The 18,370-nt window shown below is 73.0% G+C and carries 15 protein-coding genes; 10 read left to right on the top strand and 5 right to left on the bottom strand.

Going from position 1 to position 18,370, the window contains the following annotated elements; genetic code table 11:
• Positions 1 to 5: 5 nt before the first annotated feature.
• Positions 6 to 2,186: an endo-beta-N-acetylglucosaminidase gene (locus J7I97_RS28020; protein ID WP_214940119.1), complete on the bottom strand. Its 2,181-nt coding sequence runs from the start codon at positions 2,184 to 2,186 to the stop codon at positions 6 to 8.
• Between the two features lie 30 nt (positions 2,187 to 2,216).
• Positions 2,217 to 3,482, bottom strand: a complete 1,266-nt coding sequence (locus J7I97_RS28015; protein ID WP_214940115.1) for a glycosyl hydrolase — start codon at positions 3,480 to 3,482, stop codon at positions 2,217 to 2,219.
• A 301-nt stretch (positions 3,483 to 3,783) separates the two neighbouring features.
• On the opposite strand from J7I97_RS28015, the gene J7I97_RS28010 reads away from it, so the two are divergent.
• Complete coding sequence (locus tag J7I97_RS28010; protein ID WP_214940112.1) at positions 3,784 to 4,947, top strand: LacI family DNA-binding transcriptional regulator; 1,164 nt, start codon at positions 3,784 to 3,786, stop codon at positions 4,945 to 4,947.
• Between the two features lie 27 nt (positions 4,948 to 4,974).
• The gene (locus tag J7I97_RS28005) at positions 4,975 to 5,961 is read left to right on the top strand and encodes an ROK family protein (RefSeq protein WP_374195520.1); all 987 of its coding nucleotides are present in this window, start codon (positions 4,975 to 4,977) and stop codon (positions 5,959 to 5,961) included.
• Between the two features lie 13 nt (positions 5,962 to 5,974).
• On the opposite strand, the gene J7I97_RS28000 is transcribed toward J7I97_RS28005, so the two are convergent.
• Positions 5,975 to 6,970 (bottom strand): TAXI family TRAP transporter solute-binding subunit, encoded by a 996-nt coding sequence (locus J7I97_RS28000; protein WP_214940109.1) that lies wholly within the window; start codon positions 6,968 to 6,970, stop codon positions 5,975 to 5,977.
• A 117-nt stretch (positions 6,971 to 7,087) separates the two neighbouring features.
• Here J7I97_RS28000 and miaB point away from each other — a divergent pair, with 117 nt between their 5' ends.
• Entirely contained in the window at positions 7,088 to 8,605 is a 1,518-nt protein-coding gene (miaB, locus tag J7I97_RS27995; protein ID WP_214940106.1) for a tRNA (N6-isopentenyl adenosine(37)-C2)-methylthiotransferase MiaB, read from the top strand.
• Positions 8,606 to 8,768: 163 nt separating this feature from the next.
• On the top strand, positions 8,769 to 9,476 hold the full coding sequence (locus J7I97_RS27990) for a class III extradiol dioxygenase subunit B-like domain-containing protein (RefSeq protein WP_214940103.1): 708 nt from the start codon (positions 8,769 to 8,771) through the stop codon (positions 9,474 to 9,476).
• 85 nt (positions 9,477 to 9,561) lie between these two features.
• On the opposite strand, the gene J7I97_RS27985 is transcribed toward J7I97_RS27990, so the two are convergent.
• Entirely contained in the window at positions 9,562 to 9,810 is a 249-nt protein-coding gene (locus J7I97_RS27985) for an antitoxin (RefSeq protein ID WP_214940100.1), read from the bottom strand.
• Positions 9,811 to 9,858: 48 nt separating this feature from the next.
• Positions 9,859 to 10,065 (bottom strand): gliding motility protein, encoded by a 207-nt coding sequence (locus J7I97_RS27980; RefSeq protein ID WP_214940096.1) that lies wholly within the window; start codon positions 10,063 to 10,065, stop codon positions 9,859 to 9,861.
• Positions 10,066 to 10,229: 164 nt separating this feature from the next.
• Here J7I97_RS27980 and miaA point away from each other — a divergent pair, with 164 nt between their 5' ends.
• The 6 genes from miaA to hflX all read left to right on the top strand — a co-directional run bounded on the left by miaA (position 10,230) and on the right by hflX (position 18,298).
• Positions 10,230 to 11,168 carry a tRNA (adenosine(37)-N6)-dimethylallyltransferase MiaA gene (gene miaA, locus J7I97_RS27975; protein ID WP_214940093.1) on the top strand — a complete coding sequence of 313 codons (939 nt, stop codon included), beginning with the start codon at positions 10,230 to 10,232 and terminating at the stop codon, positions 11,166 to 11,168.
• 111 nt (positions 11,169 to 11,279) lie between these two features.
• Positions 11,280 to 11,891 (top strand): hypothetical protein, encoded by a 612-nt coding sequence (locus tag J7I97_RS27970; protein ID WP_214940157.1) that lies wholly within the window; start codon positions 11,280 to 11,282, stop codon positions 11,889 to 11,891.
• Positions 11,892 to 11,955: 64 nt separating this feature from the next.
• Entirely contained in the window at positions 11,956 to 12,831 is an 876-nt protein-coding gene (gene dapF, locus J7I97_RS27965; RefSeq protein WP_214940090.1) for a diaminopimelate epimerase, read from the top strand.
• 140 nt (positions 12,832 to 12,971) lie between these two features.
• Entirely contained in the window at positions 12,972 to 15,050 is a 2,079-nt protein-coding gene (locus J7I97_RS27960) for a bifunctional (p)ppGpp synthetase/guanosine-3',5'-bis(diphosphate) 3'-pyrophosphohydrolase (RefSeq protein ID WP_214940087.1), read from the top strand.
• Positions 15,051 to 15,137: 87 nt separating this feature from the next.
• Positions 15,138 to 16,580, top strand: a complete 1,443-nt coding sequence (locus tag J7I97_RS27955) for a M1 family metallopeptidase (RefSeq protein WP_214940084.1) — start codon at positions 15,138 to 15,140, stop codon at positions 16,578 to 16,580.
• Positions 16,581 to 16,792: 212 nt separating this feature from the next.
• Positions 16,793 to 18,298, top strand: a complete 1,506-nt coding sequence (hflX, locus tag J7I97_RS27950) for a GTPase HflX (RefSeq protein ID WP_214940079.1) — start codon at positions 16,793 to 16,795, stop codon at positions 18,296 to 18,298.
• Positions 18,299 to 18,370: the final 72 nt, after the last annotated feature.

Below are 18,370 nucleotides of genomic sequence, written 5' to 3'. Positions count from 1 at the left end.
GGCCGCTACGGGCGGGCCGGCGTCCAGGGGTAGGCAAGGCGCGCGGGGGCGGAGGCGGCGTACAGCTCGTCCACCGCCCGGACCTCGAAGGCGGCTGCCCGCTCCCGGCCGGCGCGCTCCACGGCGGGCAGGTGGAGGGCCGTGCCGCAGGTGCCGCCGAGGAAGCGGCGGGTGCCGTCGGGGAGGACGCGGGACACCTCGTAGTGGCGGACCTGGCCGGGGGCGCGGTGCCAGGACAGCCGGAGCGAGGCCTTGCCGTCCTGCTGGGCCGAGGCGTCCACGGCCGGCGTACTCGGCGGGGCCGTTCGCCGCCGCGGGGTCTCCTCGCGTACCGACAGGGCGCCGAGCCGCCAGGACACCGCCGTGTTCCCGCGCGAGGTGATCCGTACAGCCAGTGCGTACGCGGTCTCACCGGGCGGCGACGAGAGCCGGACCCGCGAGGTCCGCCAGCCGTTCGCGGTGTCGCGGGTCCGCGCCTTCAGCCAGGTGTACGGGACCGGGCGGCCCGGAGCGGCCGGCTCGCGCGTGGCGACGCCGATCTCCACGGCCACCTCGCCCGACTCGGTGGTGTGCACCAGCTCCAGGATCGTGGCGCGGGCGAGGGGGAGGCGGGTGGCGTGGAGGCCGATGGCGGCGGGGGCGGTGAGGTCGCCGGTGACGAGCAGGGCGGAGCCGCCGCGCCACGCCCTCGCGAAGTCGAGGGTGACGGAGGGGCGTTCGCCGGCGGTGTCCACCACCCAGCGGCGGCCGGGGAGCCGGTCCTGGAGGCCGAGGTGGTTCCAGGGGGTGTCGGAGACGGTCTCGCCGTCCTCGTACCAGCGTTCCCCGTGACCGGTGTTGAAGGCGCACGCGAAGGGGAGGGCGGTGACGGTCGAGCGGTCGGCGACGGCGGTGGCGGGCGCGCGCCAGCCGGACTCGGGGGCCGGGCGGGAGGGGTCCAGGGACTCGCCCGTCCAGAACCGGTCGTCGGCGCGGTGGAAGGCGCCGGGGGAGCGGTCGGTGAGGTGGTTGCGCGTCCACTCGGGGCGGTAGAAGCCGTAGCTGACGACGTGGTCGCGGTCGCGGGGGATGATGGCGTCCCAACTGATCCTGGAGTCCCATCCGTTGGACTCCGTGTCCACGGCCGCCCACAGCTCGTGGCGGCCGCGGCCGAGCCGGTCCGCGCGGGCGCCGGAGGCTTCCAGGGTCTGCGGGGTCCAGCGGAAGTCCACGAACACGGTGTCCGCGACCTTGCCGGCCCGGTCCTCGAAGAACTCCTGATTGAGGTCGTTGAGCGCGCCCTGCCAGCCGACCCGGCCGGTGGTGTTCATCGCGTCGTACCAGGTGATCCGCAGGCCGTGCGGCTCGCCGGCGGCGCGCAGCGCCCGCAGGAAGCCGCGCATCCGGGTGGCGAGCGCGCTGTCCCCGCCGTCCGTCTCCGCGTTGACGAACCACCCGTCGAAGCCGTACGTAGCCGCCACCTGTACGAGTTTCCCGGCGATCGGGAAGCGGCCGAGGGAGTCCTGCTGGACCAGGTCCCGGGTCCACTGGAGGTCGCCGCCGTAGGGGACGGGCGGCAGGAAGACGTTGCCCAGCACCCGGACCCCGTTGCGGTGCGCGGCGTCGACCACGGGCGCGTTCGGGGCGAGCACGATGCCCTCGCCGGAGGAGCCGCCCCAGAAGACCAGTTCGTCGAGGTACGCCCAGTGCGTGAGGGCGTAGTAGTCGGCGGTCGGGGAGCCCTGGGAGGGGTTCTGGGCAGTCGGCCCGAAGGAGACGAGCGAGGCGATCCGGGCCTGGCCGGTACGGGCGCCCGGGTGCGGCGGCACCGGGGTGAAGCGCGGCGCGAGGGGGAAGCTCGCGGTGTTGTACGCGAGGTCGGGGTCGGACTCCGGGGTCCACTGCTTGAGGGAGCGCCAGGTGATGCCGGGGCCGGGGGCGCCCTCGGGGAGGGAGTCCGGGTACCAGTAGGAGGCGTACGGGGCGAGGTCGGGCGGGGTGGCGGGGCGGGCGGGTGCCGTGGGGCGCGCGGTCGCCGCGTCGGCCGCGTCGGCCGTGGACGCCGCGTCGGCCGCCGAGGCCGCCGGCGCCAGGCCCGGCGCGGCCAGCAGCGCGGCGGCCCCCGCCCCGGCGGCCAGCAGCCCGCGCCTGGTCGGCCGTATGGAGGCGGAGGTACGAGGGACGACGCCGTTGTCGGTCTCGGACATGCAGGGCTCCTCGGGAGAGTTGCGGCAGGGTCAGGTGACGTCGCGGACGCGCAGCACCTCGGTGATGCCGCGCGCGGAAAGGTGGGCTGGGTCCTCGGCCAGCTCGGTCAGGACCACCGCCGGGCGGACCCCCTGGGCCGTCAGCGCCGCCCAGGCCTCGAAGAACGCGCCGCCCGGGGCGCACACCGAGCGCCGCGGCGCCGCCTCCGCCCCGCCGACGTCGACGGCGAGCGCGGTGGTCCGTACGGCGGGGCGGTGCTCCCGGCCCCGCCACTCCTCGGCGATCCGGGCGATGGCCGCCCCGGCCGGCTTGGTCCTGCGGTCGTTGGCGAGCAGGCCGAGGCCGTACTCCAGTTCCGGGAAGTCCGCGAGCTCCCGGGACACGTCGTGCGAGCACCACCAGGTCACGCCCCACAGGTCCGGGCAGTCCAGGGCGCCCGCGACGGTGGCCTCGGTGAACCGCGCCGCGTGCTCCGGCCGGATCAGCGGCGCGGGCGCCCCGACCTCCTGGAGCCACACCGGGCGGTGCGGATCGCGCGCCCAGGCCTTCGACAGCTCGATCAGGTAGGCGGCGTGGTGCTCGGTCGCCGTCCCGGCCCCGCCGTGGCGCTGCGCGGTGCCGTTGAACACCCAGGAGTGCACGGCGGTGGCCGCCCCGAGCCGGGCCGCCTGCGCGACGGTGAACGGGTGCCCGTCCTGGTACCAGGCGGCGTCGTACTCGGCGTGCAGGTGGAACCGCCCCGGCGCGCCCGTCTCGCAGGCGGCGAGCATCCGCTCCAGCCAGCGGGCGGCCTGGTCCCGGGTGATCCGGTCGGGGGAGGGGTGCGGGGCGTCGGAGAACTGGTTGATCTCGTTGCCGACGGTCATGCCCAGGAAGTTCGGCCGGTCGGCGAGGGCGGCGGCGAGCGTGTGCAGGTACACCTCCTGCGCGGCGACCACGTCCGGGTCGCTGAAGATGTTCCGCCGGTGCCAGGTCGCGGTCCACGCGGGCAGGAAGTCGAAGCTCGACAAGTGGCCCTGGAGGCCGTCCACGTTGACGTCGAGTCCACGCTCGGCGGCGGCGTCGGCCAGCGCGACGAGCTGTTCGACGGCGCGCGGCCGGATCAGCGTGCGGTTCGGCTGGAACACCGGCCACAGGGGGAAGACGCGGATGTGGTCCAGGCTGAGCGCCGCGATCGAGTCGAGGTCGGCCCGGACCTCGTCGAGGTCGAAGTCCAGCCAGTGGTGGAACCAGCCGCGGGTCGGCGTGTAGTTGGCCCCGAAGCGAAGGGTGCGGGGGGCGGCTTCGCGGTGCATAAGTGGTCCTGGAGTTCCGAGGAATTCACCGGGCGGGTCACAACCTGACGCGTTTCCCACGGGAAAGTCAACAGGGCCTACTTATGCGCTTCAGTGCCGTTGACAGAAGGGTTCGGGCCCGTTGAAGCTGAGTGAGCTAATGCGCTTTAGTTTCCGTCGGCAGGTCGTCTGGATGGTGTCTGGGTGGTGTCGTCACAGAAGGAAGTGTGCGGAAATGGGCAGCGGTATTTCGGTCACATCCGTCACGGGATCGCGTACGGTCCGGCCATCGCAGTCCGCGTCACCGAGGGATGAGGCAGGCATGGCCCGCAGACCCACCATCAAGGACATCGCCCGCCGGGCAGGGGTGTCGGAGAGCGCCGTCTCCTTCGCGCTCAACGACCGGCCGGGCGTGTCCCAGGACACCCGCGCCCGCATCCGCCGGGTCGCCGAGGAACTCGGCTGGCAGCCCAACAGCGCCGCCCGCGCGCTGTCCGGCGAACGCTCCGGTGCGGTCGGCCTCGTCCTTGCCCGGCCCGCACACACGCTCGGTGTCGAGTCCTTCTTCCTACAGCTGGTCTCGGGCATACAAGAGGTCCTGTCGGCCGGCCGGATCGCGCTGCTCTTCCAGGTGGTGGAGGACCTCGAGGCGGAATGCGCCGTGTACCGCCGGTGGTGGGCCGAGCGCCGGGTCGACGGCGTCCTCGTCGTCGACCCGCGCACGCAGGACCCGCGCCCGGCGTTGCTGGAGCAGCTGGCCCTGCCGGCGGTGCTGATCGGCGGCACGGGCGTGCCCGGTGTTACGGGGGCCACGGGTGGTACTGGCGGTACGGCTGCGACCGGCGAGACGGGCCTACCGGGCGGGACGGACGGGGCTGGCGGGGTCGCCGGGCCCGGTGGGGCCGCCGCACCCGGTGGGGCCGCCAGCCCCGGGATCTCCGCCGTATGGGCGGACGACGCCCTGGCCATGGCACAGGTGCTGGCGCACCTCCACTCGCTCGGCCACCGTCGCATCACCCACATCGCCGGGCTGCCCGGCCTCGCCCACACCGCTCGCCGGATGGCCTCGCTGCGCTCCGAGGCGGCCCGGCTCGGGCTCGGTCCCGGCCAGGTGCGCTCCGTGGTCACCGACTACTCCGACGCCGAGGGCGCGGCGGCCACCCGCCGGGTCCTGGCCGAGGCCGAGCCGCCCACCGCCCTCGTCTACGACAACGACGTGATGGCGGTGGCCGGCATCGCCGTCGCCACCGAGCTGGCCATCCCGGTGCCGGACCGGCTCTCGATCGTGGCCTGGGACGACTCCGCGCTCTGCCGGGTCACCCACCCCCGGCTCACCGCCCTGGTCCGGGACACCGCCGGATTCGGCCGGCTCGCCGCCGAGGAGCTGCTCGCCGTACTCGCCGGGGGCCCGCCGCAGGTCCGGAAGGGGGAACAGCCCAGGCTGGAGCCCCGGGAGAGTACGGCCCCGCCGACGGCCGCATACTGAATTCCGACCCCTTTCTGGAGCGCCACCGTGACCACTTCCACCTCCGCCCTTCCCGCGCCCCGCGCCTCGGCCCCGGCCGACGGCCTGACGGTGGCGATCGACATCGGCGGTACGAAGATCGCCGGGGCGCTGGTGCACCCCGACGGCACCATGACGGCCACCACCCGCCGCCCGACCCCGAGGGGCGTGGACGGCGACGGGGTCTTCGCCGCCGTCGCCGAGGTCATCGCGGATCTGGCGAGCTCCCCCCTGTGGCCCTCGGCGGTCCGGTGCGGGGTCGGCAGCGCGGGCCCGGTGGACACCTCGCGCGGCACGGTGAGCCCGGTGAACATCGGGGCCTGGCGGGAGTTCCCCGTCCAGGCCCGCGTCTCGGCGGAACTGGCCCGCCACGGCGCGGACATCCCGACCATCCTGGCCGGCGACGGCGTGGCGATGACCGCGGCCGAACACTGGCTGGGCGCGGCGAAGGGCTACGCGAACGCCCTGTGCATGGTGGTCTCCACCGGCGTCGGCGGCGGCCTGATCCTCAATGACCAGCTCCACCCCGGCCCCACCGGCAACGCGGGCCACATCGGCCACATCAGCGTCGCCTTCGACGGTGAGCCGTGCGTCTGCGGCGGCCGCGGCTGCGTCGAGTCCATCGCCTCGGGCACCGCCATCGCCCGCCGGGCCCTCGCGGACGGCTGGACCCCGGCCGGGGACGCCACAGCAGCGGGCGTGGCCGCGGCCGCTCAGGCCGGCGACCCGGTGGCCCTGGCGGCCTTCGACCGCGCGGGCCGCGCCCTGGCCGCCGCCATCGCGGCCACCGCGACCCTGGTCGAGACGGACATCGCGGTCATCGGCGGCGGGGTCGCGGCCGCCGGGGACACCCTCTTCGAGCCGATCCGGACGCACCTGGCCTCGTACGCCACGCTCTCGTTCGTGAAGGACATCCAGGTGGTGCCGGCCTCGCTCGGCACCCATGCGGGCCTGATCGGCGCGGCGGCGGCGGCCCTGAAGCTGCTCTCCGCCTGATCCGCGGGAACCCCTACGGCTTGACCGAGCGGTAGTACCGCCGCGCGCCCTCGTGCAGTTCCAGCGGATCGGTGTAGATCGCCGTCCGCAGGTCCACCAGCTGCGCCGCGTGCACCTCGTGCCCGATGCGGTCGCGGCTCAGGATCACCGTGCGGGTGAACTGCTCGGTGAGCTCGGCCCCGGTCGCCTCCGTCGTGACCAGGAGGTTCGGCACGGCCAGCGTGGCCACGGCCGAGGTGTTCCGCGCCCGCGCGTACGCGTCCTGCGGCATCACCGCCGCCCGGTAGTAGCGCGCCGGGGTCCCGCTCGCCTGCAACGGCGCCACCAGGTCGCCCAACTGCACCAGCCGGATGTCGAACCGCTCCGACAGCTCGCGCACGGCGTTCGTCGGGAGCCCGCCGGACCAGAAGAACGCGTCGATCCGGCCCGCCTCCAGCTCCGCGGGCATGGTGTCGATGCCGATGGACACCGGGGTGATGTCCCGCGCCGGGTCCAGCTTGGCCGCCGTGAGCAGCCGGTCCGCGATGAGCCGTACCCCCGAACCGTTCTGGCCGACGGCGACGCGCTTGCCCTTGAGGTCCCGCGCCGACTGCACCGGCGACCCGGCGGGCACCACCAGCTGCACGTAGTCGTCGTACAGCCGCGCGCACCCGCGCAGCAGATTGGCGCCCGGCTTGCCGTCGAGCCGGTACTTGGCGACCGCGTCCGCCGTCGCCACTGTGAAGTCCGCCTCCCCGGCGGCCACCCGCTGCAGGTTCTGCTGCGAGCCCTCGCTGGTCTCCAGCCGTACGTCCACCCCGGGCATGTCCCGCGCGAGCGCCTGCTCCAGGAGCTGGCCGTAGCGGTGGTAGACGCCGGTACGGACGCCCGTGCTGAGGGTGAGCTCGCCCGTCAGCTCCGGCTCCCCGAAGGGCTTCAGCCACCACAGCAGCACTCCGAGCACGGCAAGCCCGGCGACCAGGCCCTGGAGGGCGCGGCGCCTGCTGATCCGGGGGAGTGAGAGGGGCATGGCCGCGATCCTGCCAGCCGCCCCGCCGTCCTGTCACGGCCGGACCCGCCGCCACCGCCCCCGTGGCCCGGCCGCACGGGGACCGGAGGGCTCCCGCGCACCACCTACCCTTGTTGCATGACCAGCAGCAGCGACCGGAGCCCGGCAGTGGACGGTAAGGGAACATACGAGGTGCGCACCTACGGGTGCCAGATGAACGTGCACGACTCCGAGCGACTGTCCGGTCTGCTGGAGGGTGCGGGCTACGTGCGCGCGCCCGAGGGCTCCGACGGTGACGCCGACGTCGTCGTGTTCAACACCTGCGCCGTGCGCGAGAACGCCGACAACAAGCTGTACGGCAACCTCGGCCGGCTCGCCCCGATGAAGACGAAGCGCCCCGGCATGCAGATCGCCGTCGGCGGCTGCCTCGCGCAGAAGGACCGCGACACGATCGTCAAGCGGGCCCCCTGGGTCGACGTCGTCTTCGGTACGCACAACATCGGCAAGCTGCCCGTCCTGCTGGAGCGCGCCCGCATCCAGGAAGAGGCGCAGGTCGAGATCGCCGAGTCGCTGGAGGCGTTCCCCTCCACGCTCCCGACCCGCCGCGAGTCCGCCTACGCCGCCTGGGTCTCGATCTCCGTCGGCTGCAACAACACCTGCACCTTCTGCATCGTCCCCGCGCTGCGCGGCAAGGAGGAGGACCGCCGTCCCGGCGACATCCTCGCCGAGGTGGAGGCCCTGGTCGCCGAGGGCGTCTCGGAGATCACCCTGCTCGGCCAGAACGTGAACGCGTACGGGTCCGACCTGGGCGACCGCGAGGCGTTCTCCAAGCTGCTGCGCGCCTGCGGCCAGATCGAGGGCCTGGAGCGGGTCCGCTTCACCTCCCCGCACCCGCGGGACTTCACGGACGACGTGATCGCGGCGATGGCCGAGACCCCGAACGTGATGCCGCAGCTGCACATGCCGCTCCAGTCGGGCTCGGACTCGATCCTCAAGGCGATGCGCCGGTCGTACCGGCAGGAGCGGTTCCTCGGGATCATCGAGAAGGTCCGCGCCTCCATCCCGCACGCGGCGATCTCCACCGACATCATCGTGGGCTTCCCCGGCGAGACCGAGGAGGACTTCCAGCAGACGATGCACACGGTCCGCGAGGCGCGCTTCGCGAACGCGTTCACCTTCCAGTACTCCAAGCGCCCCGGCACGCCGGCGGCGGACATGGAGGGGCAGATCCCGAAGGAGGTCGTCCAGGACCGCTACATGCGCCTGGTGGCCCTCCAGGAGGAGATCTCCTGCGAGGAGAACAAGAAGCAGGTCGGCCGCACGCTGGAGGTCATGGTCGCGGAGGGCGAGGGCCGCAAGGACGGCGCGACCCACCGCCTGTCGGGGCGCGCCCCCGACAACCGTCTGGTGCACTTCACCAAGCCGGACGAAGAGGTCCGTCCGGGTGACGTGGTGACGGTGGAGATCACCTACGCCGCCCCGCACCACCTGCTGGCCGAGGGCCCGACCCAGGCGGTACGCCGGACCCGCGCGGGCGACGCGTGGGAGAAGCGGAACGCCGCCCCGGCTCAGCCGGCCGGCGTCATGCTGGGCATCCCGACCCTCGGCGTCCCGGCCCCTCTGCCGGCGGCCACCTCGGGCTGCGCGATCGACTGACCGGTTCTGGCCGGCGTTTGAGGCGTGAGGGTTCCCCGGACGGAGTCTGAGGAAGGGTCCGGGGCGGAGCCCCGGGAACCCCGGGCGTAGCCCGGTGCCGCTCGCGCGAGCGGCACCGCACCGGACTCCCCCGTCCCGGCCGGCGACGGCTACGCTGCGGATCATGCTCGTAGCCGCCGCCGTCTGCCCCGCCCCGCCGCTCCTCGTGCCGGAGGTGGCCGCAGGGGCCGCCGCCGAACTCGCGGATGCCCGTACCGCCTGCTCCGACGCCCTGGCGGTGCTCGCCGCCTCGCGCCCCGACCGGCTGATCGTCGTAGGGGCCGCGGACGAGGACCACCGCGGCCGATACCCCCAGGGCGCCCGCGGCAGCTTCCGCGGATTCGGCGTCGAGGCCGACGTACGGCTCGGGGAGGGCGAGGAGGGCCCGCGCCCGCTGCCCACCTCGCTGGCCGTCGGCGCCTGGCTGCTGCGGCACGCCCGGTGGGGCGCCGCTCCCGTCGAGGGACTGGGCGTCGGCGAGCCCCTGGAACCCGAACGCTGCCTCCAGGCGGGCCGGGACCTCGCGGCCGGCGAGGAGCGGCTCGCCCTGCTCGTCATGGGCGACGGCAGCGCCTGCCGGACCGTGAAGGCGCCCGGCTATCTCGACGAGCGGTCCGCCGCCTTCGACGCCGCCGCCGCGCGCGCCCTCGGTACCGCCGACACCGCCGCGCTCGCCGCTCTCGACGCCGGGCTCGCCCAGGAGCTCAAGGCCGCCGGGCGCGCCCCCTGGCAGGTGCTCGCGGGCGCCGCGGAGGGCGCGGGGCTCGACGGCCGGCTGCTGTACGAGGACGCCCCGTACGGGGTCGGCTACTTTGTCGCCGCCTGGTCCTGAAACCCCGTCGGGAACGGCGCCAGGCGTTCCGGCCATGAGGAAGGGGCGCGGGATCCGTTGATCCCACGCCCCTTCGGGGACCGCGTCAGGAAGCTGCCGGCGGCGTCGGCCCGCCGGGCGGCGTGTCCTTGTGCGCGATCTTGCCCAGGGCGTCCTTCGCCTTGCTCGTCCCGGACGAGATCTGGCCGTGGTACTTGCCCTTTGTCTTGGAGTCCACGACCTGGGCCATCTTGTCCAGGTTCTGGCCGATCTTGCCCTCGTGCTGCTGCGCGAGATCGCCGACCTTCTCCTTCGCCGGAGCGAGCTTGGCCTTCAAGTTGTCCAGCAGGCCCATGGGTCACCTTCCTGGGGTCCCCCGGACGGAGTCTGGGGCGACGGATAGCTACGTACGGGCGCCCTCGCCGGTCTCGCTGTCCGCGGCGACCTCCGCCGACTGCTGCTTCGGGATCTCCACGGCTTCCGCCGCGGGAGCCTCAGCCTCAGCCGTCTCGGCCTCTGTCTCCTCGGACGCGGCCGTCAGGTTCTCGGCCGCGACCTCCTCGGTCGAAGCCTCATCCTTACGGCCAAAAAACCGGCCAAAAACGCCCATGTCTACTCCCGTAACGTTACTCGTGTGAGTGAAGTTCCGCCTTGTACGGACCGGCCTCCACCGAACGGGCGGCGGCCCGGAACCCCGCCAAGGCAACGACCCCGCCCCCGCCCCGTCACGTAACTCGATCGGGGACATGCCGTGAGGTTTGCGAGACTGGGGCGGTGAGGAAAGCAGCCCCCGCCCCGCGGGTCATCGCCGTCGTCGGACCCACCGCGGCCGGAAAGTCCGATCTGGGCGTAGCCCTGGCCCGTCATTTCGACGGCGAGGTCGTCAACGCCGACTCCATGCAGCTGTACCGGGGGATGGACATCGGCACCGCCAAACTGACGACCGAGGAACGCGGCGGTGTCCCGCACCACCTCCTCGACGTGTGGGACGTGACCGAGACCGCCAACGTCGCCGAGTACCAGCGCTTGGCCCGCATCGAGATCGACAGACTCCTGGCGGAGGGCCGCACCCCGGTGCTCGTCGGCGGATCCGGCCTGTACGTCCGCGGAGCCCTGGACGCCATGGAATTCCCCGGCACCGACCCCGAGGTCCGGGCCCGGCTGGAGGAAGAGGTCACCCTGCGCGGCCCCGGCGCCCTGCATGCGCGGCTCGCCGCCGCCGATCCCGCCGCCGCGGCGGCCATCCTGCCCAGCAACGGCCGCCGGATCGTCCGGGCTCTGGAGGTCATCGAGATCACCGGCCGGCCGTTCACCGCCAACCTGCCCGGCCACGAGTCGGTCTACGACACCGTGCAGATCGGCGTCGACGTGGCCCGGCCCGAGCTCGACGAGCGGATCGCGACGCGCGTGGACCGGATGTGGGAGGCCGGGCTGGTCGACGAGGTCCGCGCGCTGGAGGCCCAGGGGCTGCGCGACGGAATCACCGCTTCCCGCGCGCTCGGATACCAGCAGGTGCTGTCCGCCCTCGCGGGTGAATGTACGGAGGAGGAGGCCAGGGCCGAGACGGTCCGGGCCACCAAGCGGTTCGCCCGGCGCCAGGACTCCTGGTTCCGGCGCGACCCGCGCGTGCACTGGCTCAGCGGGGCCGCCGCGGACCGGGTGGAACTCCCCGGGCTCGCGCAGTCGTTGGTCGAACGAGCGGTTACAGCCTGATCACGTGATGGCATCGGGACGCCCCGGGCGCCCGTACGGGGCCCGGGGGCGTGCCATCATCAAACTTCTGAACAGCGGCGTACGAAGTCCGAGTGGGGAGGGCGCGTGGCTATGGAGGCCGGCCCTCGCGATACCGGGCGGGACGACACCAGGCGGGAAGCGGAGCCGATGCTCCTCGGCGGGTCCGGTGAGCCCGGCGGGTCTGACAGGTCGGATGGGCCTGACAGGTCGGACGGGCCTGACAGGTCGGACGGGCCTGACAGGTCGGACGGGCCTGACAGGCCGGATGGCCCCGACGGTCTCGGGCTGCCCGCCGAGCCCGCGCGGCTGACCCCCGACGGTCCCGACGCGCCGGACTCCGCCGAGGCGGAGGCCGCCTCGGGCCCCGAGTTCGAGGTGGAGCTGCGCCCGCAGCGCCGTCTGCGCATCTGGCAGATCGCCCCCATCGTGATGCTGGCCCTGGCCGGCTCGCTGATGTTCGCCTTCCCGCTCGCCTTCGAATTCGGCGACGGCGGCGCCGTGGTCGCCATGCTCGGCTTCCTCATCAGCTCCTGCGCCGCCGGCTGGGGCATGATGGCCGCCCGCCGCGTCGGCTACACCTGGCCCGGGCTCCCGCCCCGCGGAAGCGGCCGCCGGCCCGACTGGCGGATGGCCGCGCTGTACGCCTTGGCCGCGCTGGCCGTCGTAGCACTCGCGGTGTACCGGGTGGCCCGGCTGCGCTGACGGCCGAGTGACCGCCTGCTGGACCGCACACAGCCTTTGAGCTGGGCCTCGGTACGATGGGCGGGTGACGCAGACCAGCCTCTCCTTCCTCAAGGGCCACGGGACCGAGAACGATTTCGTGATCGTCCCGGACCCGGACAACGCCATCGAGCTGCCCGCAACCGCCGTCGCGAAGCTGTGCGACCGGCGGGCCGGCATCGGGGCGGACGGTGTGCTGCATGTGGTGCGGTCCGCCGCGCACCCCGAAGCGGCGCACATGGCCGGCGAGGCCGAGTGGTTCATGGACTACCGCAACAGTGACGGCTCCATCGCCGAGATGTGCGGCAACGGCGTCCGCGTCTTCGCCCGCTACCTCCAGCACGCCGGCCACGTCGAGCCCGGTGACCTCGCCGTCGCCACCCGAGGCGGCGTCAAGCAGGTGCACCTCGACAAGGCCGGCAACGTCACCGTCTCCATGGGCCGCGCCGAGTTCCCCGAGGGCGAGGTCACCGTCTCCGTCGGCGACCGCTCCTGGCCCGCCCGGAACGTCAACATGGGGAACCCGCACGCCGTGGCCTTCGTTGAAAGCCTCGACGACGCCGGGAACCTGTACTCCGCCCCGCCCTTCAGCCCGGCGTCCGCCTATCCGACGGGTGTCAACGTCGAGTTCGTCGTCGACCGCGGCCCCCGGCACGTCGCCATGCGCGTCCACGAGCGCGGCTCCGGCGAGACCCGATCCTGCGGCACGGGCGCCTGCGCCGTCGCCGTGGCCACCATCCGCCGCGACGGCGTGGACCCGGCCGCCACCAGCGAACCGGTCACGTACACCGTCGACCTGCCCGGCGGCACGCTCGTCATCACCGAGTACCCGGACGGCCGGATCGACATGACCGGACCGGCCGTCATCGTCGCGGCGGGCGAGTTCGATCCGGCCTGGCTCACCGAAACGGCTTTCGCCTGAAGCTTCCCTCTAATGGGTGATCCGTTTCACGCTGAGCGAGAGGTGGACTGCGCCACGTGGTGGGGTCGGTAGCATCAGGCACCGGCCCTGAGGGCTCACCCCATGCCCGCCACCGCCGGTCGAAGCCGCCGGAGGTGCCCATGAGTGCAGAGGCCACGAACCCCGAAGCACGTTCCGAAGCGCGCCCCGAGCTCCGCAGACGTGGCCGGACCAGGCTCGATCTGCGCCGGCTCGGGCGCGCGGCCCTCCTCGGGCCGACGTCCCGCGACCGTCTCCCGGACGCCATCGGGCACGTGGCCGAGGCGCACCGCGCCCACCATCCGGACGCCGATCTGTCCATCCTGCGGCGCGCGTACGTGCTCGCGGAGACCTCGCACCGCGGCCAGATGCGAAAAAGTGGTGAGCCGTACATCACACATCCGCTCGCCGTGACCCTGATCCTGGCCGAACTCGGCGCTGAGACCACGACCTTGACGGCCTCTCTCCTCCACGACACCGTCGAGGACACCGAGGTGACCCTCGATCAGGTACGCGAGGAGTTCGGCGACGAGGTCTGCTTCATCGTCGACGGCGTCACCAAGGTCGAGAAGATCGACTACGGGGCCGCCGCCGAACCCGAGACCTTCCGCAAGATGCTCGTCGCCACCGGCAACGACGTCCGCGTGATGTCCATCAAACTCGCCGACCGCCTCCACAACATGCGCACCCTCGGCGTGATGCGCCCCGACAAACAGGCCCGCATCGCCAAGGTCACCCGGGACGTGCTCATCCCGCTCGCCGAACGGCTCGGTGTACAGGCCCTCAAGACCGAGCTGGAAGACCTCGTCTTCGCGATCCTGCACCCCGAGGAGTACGAGGACACCCGCGCGCTCATCGCGGCCCACGCGGGGGATCGCGACCCGCTGCCCGCCATCGCCGACGCCGTACGCACCGTCCTGCGGGACGCGGGCATCGCCGCCGAGGTGGTCGTCCGCCCCCGGCACTTCGTCTCCGTGCACCGGATCGCCCTCAAGCGCGGGGAGTTGCGCGGCTCCGACTTCGGCCGGGTGCTCATCCTGGTCGGCGAGAACGCCGACTGCTACGGGGTGCTGGGGGAGCTGCACACCTGCTTCACGCCGGTGGTCTCGGAGTTCAAGGACTTCATCGCCGTCCCGAAGTTCAACCTCTACCAGTCGCTGCACACCGCCGTCGCCACGCCCGAGGGATACGTCGCCGAGGTCATCGTCCGGACCCGGCAGATGCACCGTGTGGCGGAGGCCGGGGTGGTCGCCCTCGGCAATCCCTACGCCACCGTCGCGGAGGCCTGCGCCGATCCGGACGAGGAGCGGGTGGACCCGACGCGGCCCGGCTGGCTCTCCCGGCTCCTCGACTGGCAGCAGTCCGCGCCCGACCCCGATACCTTCTGGAGCGTGCTGCGCGCCGAACTGGCCCAGGACCGCGAGATCACGGTGTTCCGGGCCGACGGGGGCACGCTGGGCCTGCCGGGCGGGGCCAGCTGTATCGACGCCGCCTACGCCCAGCACGGCGAGGCGGCCCACGGCTGCATCGGCGCCCGGGTCAACGGGCGCCTCACCTCGCTGGCGTCCCGGCTGTCCGACGGGGACACCGTGCAGCTGCTGCTCGCGCACGACGCCTCCTCCGGGCCGTCCCCCGACTGGCTGGAGCACGCGCGGACCCCGGCCGCCCGGATCGCCATCAGCCGCTGGCTCCAGTCCCATCCCGACAGGGCGGCGGCGACCACCACGGCCGCGCGGGCGCCGCTGTCGGTGGTCGGGGCCCGGGGCGGCGGGGGCAACGCGGTCGCCGACCTGCCCGACGCCACGGTGCGGCTGGCCGGCTGCTGCACCCCGGTGCCACCGGATGCGGTCGCGGGGTTCGTCGTACGGGGCGGGGCCGTCACCGTGCACCGCATCCACTGTCAGGCGGTGGCCCAGATGCGCTCGGTGGGGCGCACCTCCGTCGCCGTGCACTGGCGGGCCACCGCGGACTGCCGGGTCACACTGGTCGCTGAATCGTTCGGGCGCCCGCATCTGCTGGCCGATCTGACCGAGGCGATCGCCCGCCAGGGGGTCGAGGTCGTCTCCGCGACCGTCGAACCGCCGGTCGAACAGCGGGTCCGGCACACGTACACCCTGCAGCTCCCGGACGCGACCGGCCTGCCGACGCTGATGCGGGCGATGCGGGACGTGCCGGGCGTCTACGACGTGGGCCGGGCGTAGCCCGCGGCCCTGTCGGGGGATCCCGTTCGGGTGGACCCGTCGCGCGTCGTGCGCGGCCGCGCGGCGGGCGCTGGTAAGCGGTGGTGGATGCAGATCACCTCCCCGCGCCTGCGCGCCGCCCTGCTCGCCGCGGCCTCCCTCACCCTGGTCGCCGCCGTGCTGCCCCCGCCGAAGGCGCTGGGCATCGGAGATCCGCTGTTCCCGGAGCTCGGGAACCCCGGGTACGACGTGCTCTCGTACGACCTGTCCCTCACGTACAAGGACAACCGAAGCCCGCTCGACGCGGTCACCGTCATTCATGCCCGCGCCCGGCAGCCGCTGGAGCGGATCAACCTGGACTTCACGAACGGAACAGTGGCGTCCGCCGAGGTGAACGGGGAGCCGGCCCGGTTCGAGAGCGCGGGGGAGGATCTCGTGCTGACCCCCGCGCGGCCGGTGGCGGACAACATGCCGCTGCACATCACGGTCCGGCACACCAGCAATCCGCGGGGCCGCGGCGACGGCGGCTGGGTGCTCACCGACGACGGGCTGGCCATGGCCAACCAGGCGGACGCCGCCCACCGGGTCTTCCCGTGCAACGACCACCCCGCCGACAAGGCGTACTTCACCTTCCGGATCACCACCCCGGCCGGGCTCACGGCCGTGGCCAACGGGGTGCCGGGCGCGCTGGCGGCCCCCCGGGCGGCCGCCACGACCTGGACGTACCGGACCCTGCACCCGATGGCCACCGAGCTCGCCCAGGTCTCGGTCGGCGACTCCGCCGTCATCCACGGCACCGGACCGCACGGGCTGCCGCTGCGCAATGTGGTGCCCACCGCCGACCGGGGGCAGCTGGAGCCCTGGCTGAAGAAGACCGCCGGGCACATCGAGTGGATGGAGAAGCGGGTCGGCCCGTACCCCTTCGAGAACTACGGGGTGCTGATCGCCCGGGCGAAGACCGGCTTCGAGCTGGAGACGCAGACCCTGACGCTCTTCGAGCACGGCCTGTTCACCGGCGAGGGCTACCCCGAGTGGTACGTGGAGTCCGTGATGGTCCACGAACTCGCCCACCAGTGGTTCGGCGACAGCGTCACCCCGCGGACCTGGTCCGACCTGTGGCTCAACGAGGGCCACGCCACCTGGTACGAGGCCCTCTACGCGGACGGGCTCGGCAAGTACTCCCTGGAGCGGCGCATGCGCGAGGCGTACCAGCGCTCCGACCAGTGGCGCGCGGCCGGCGGCCCTCCGGCCGCGCCCAAGCCGGCGCCGCCGGGCAAGAAGATCGGGCTGTTCCGGCCGGCGGTCTACGACGGGGCCGCGCTGATCCTGTACGCGCTTCGGCAGGAGATCGGCCCCGAGGCCTTCGACCGGGTCGAGCGGCGCTGGGTGAGCGAGCACCGGGACGCGGTGGCGGGCACGCGGGACTTCGTACGCCTGGCCTCGGAGGAGGCAGGGCGGGATCTGGCGCCCTTCCTGGAGCCATGGCTGTACGGGAAGACGACCCCGGCGATGCCCGGGCACCCGGAGTGGGGCGGCCCGAAAAGGGTGTGACTCACGCCGAACGGGCATGTCACCATCGACAGGGCCGCACGACGGGGGCCGCTGGGGAATCTCCGGTCGGTGTGACACGTTGGACGTGACAGTGTGATGTCACGACAGTGTTATGTCACGCGCGGCAGCCCGGCTCCGGTCGGCGCGGACGCAATCGATATCTTCTGCATCTTCTGCATCTTCTGCATCTTCGACATCGACGTAAGGATCCAATGACCTCCTCTTCTTCCCCTTCCCAGGACGCGCGGGACGCACGGGACGTGCCGGACTCGCAGAGCTTCACCGAGAGCCTTCGGGCCGACGCCCTGATGGAAGAGGACGTCGCCTGGAGCCACGAGATCGACGGAGACCGGGACGGCGACCAGTTCGAGCGCTCCGAGCGTGCGGCCCTGCGCCGCGTCGCCGGCCTCTCCACCGAGCTCGAAGACGTCACCGAGGTCGAGTACCGACAGCTGCGCCTGGAGCGTGTGGTGCTCGTCGGTGTCTGGACCTCCGGCACGGTGCAGGACGCCGACAACTCCCTCGCGGAGCTCGCCGCCCTCGCCGAGACGGCTGGCGCCCTCGTACTCGACGGTGTGATCCAGCGCCGCGACAAGCCGGACCCGGCCACCTTCATCGGCTCCGGCAAGGCGCGGGAGCTGCGCGACATCGTGCTGGAGAGCGGCGCCGACACCGTCGTCTGCGACGGTGAGCTCAGCCCCGGCCAGCTCATCGCCCTCGAAGACGTCGTCAAGGTCAAGGTCGTCGACCGGACCGCCCTGATCCTCGATATCTTCGCCCAGCACGCCAAGTCCCGAGAGGGCAAGGCGCAGGTCGCGCTCGCGCAGATGCAGTACATGCTGCCGCGACTGCGCGGCTGGGGTCAGTCGCTGTCCCGGCAGATGGGTGGCGGCGGCGGTGGCGGCATGGCCACCCGAGGCCCCGGTGAGACCAAGATCGAGACCGACCGGCGACGGATCCGCGAGAAGATGGCGAAGATGCGCCGGGAGATCGCGGAGATGAAGACCGGCCGCGAGATCAAGCGGCAGGAACGGCGCCGTAACAAGGTGCCCTCGGTCGCCATCGCCGGCTACACCAACGCCGGAAAGTCCTCGCTGCTCAACCGCCTCACCGGCGCGGGCGTGCTGGTGGAGAACGCGCTGTTCGCCACCCTCGACCCGACCGTGCGCCGGGCCGAGACCCCGAGCGGCCGGATCTACACCCTGGCCGACACCGTCGGCTTCGTCCGGCACCTGCCCCACCACCTGGTCGAGGCGTTCCGCTCCACGATGGAGGAGGTCGGCGACTCCGACCTCATCCTGCACATCGTGGACGGCTCGCACCCCGCGCCGGAGGAGCAGCTGGCGGCGGTCCGCGAGGTCATCCGCGAGGTCGGCGCGGTCAACGTGCCCGAGATCGTGGTGATCAACAAGGCGGACGCGGCGGACCCCCTGGTCCTTCAGCGGCTGCTGCGCATCGAGCGGCACTCCATCGCCGTCTCGGCCCGGACCGGCATGGGCATCGAGGAACTGCTCGGGCTCATCGACACCGAGCTGCCGCGGCCCGAGGTCGAGGTGGAGGCGCTGGTGCCGTACACCCGCGGCTCCCTGATCGCCCGGGCGCACGCCGAGGGCGAGGTGATCTCCGAGGAGCACACCCCGGAGGGCACCCTGCTCAAGGCGCGGGTCCACCAGGAACTGGCGGCGGACCTGTCTCCGTACCTGCCCGCGAAGCGGTAACACGCGGCGCTGGCGTCACATGGCGTCACATGACTGAGGGCCCCCTGCGGTGCAGGGGGCCCTCAGTCATGT

It is taken from the genome of Streptomyces sp. ISL-87, assembly GCF_018614095.1.
Taxonomy (GTDB): Bacteria; Actinomycetota; Actinomycetes; order Streptomycetales; family Streptomycetaceae; genus Streptomyces.
Note: the sequence above shows the minus strand (reverse complement) of the source record. Positions and strands in the feature narration are given on the sequence as shown.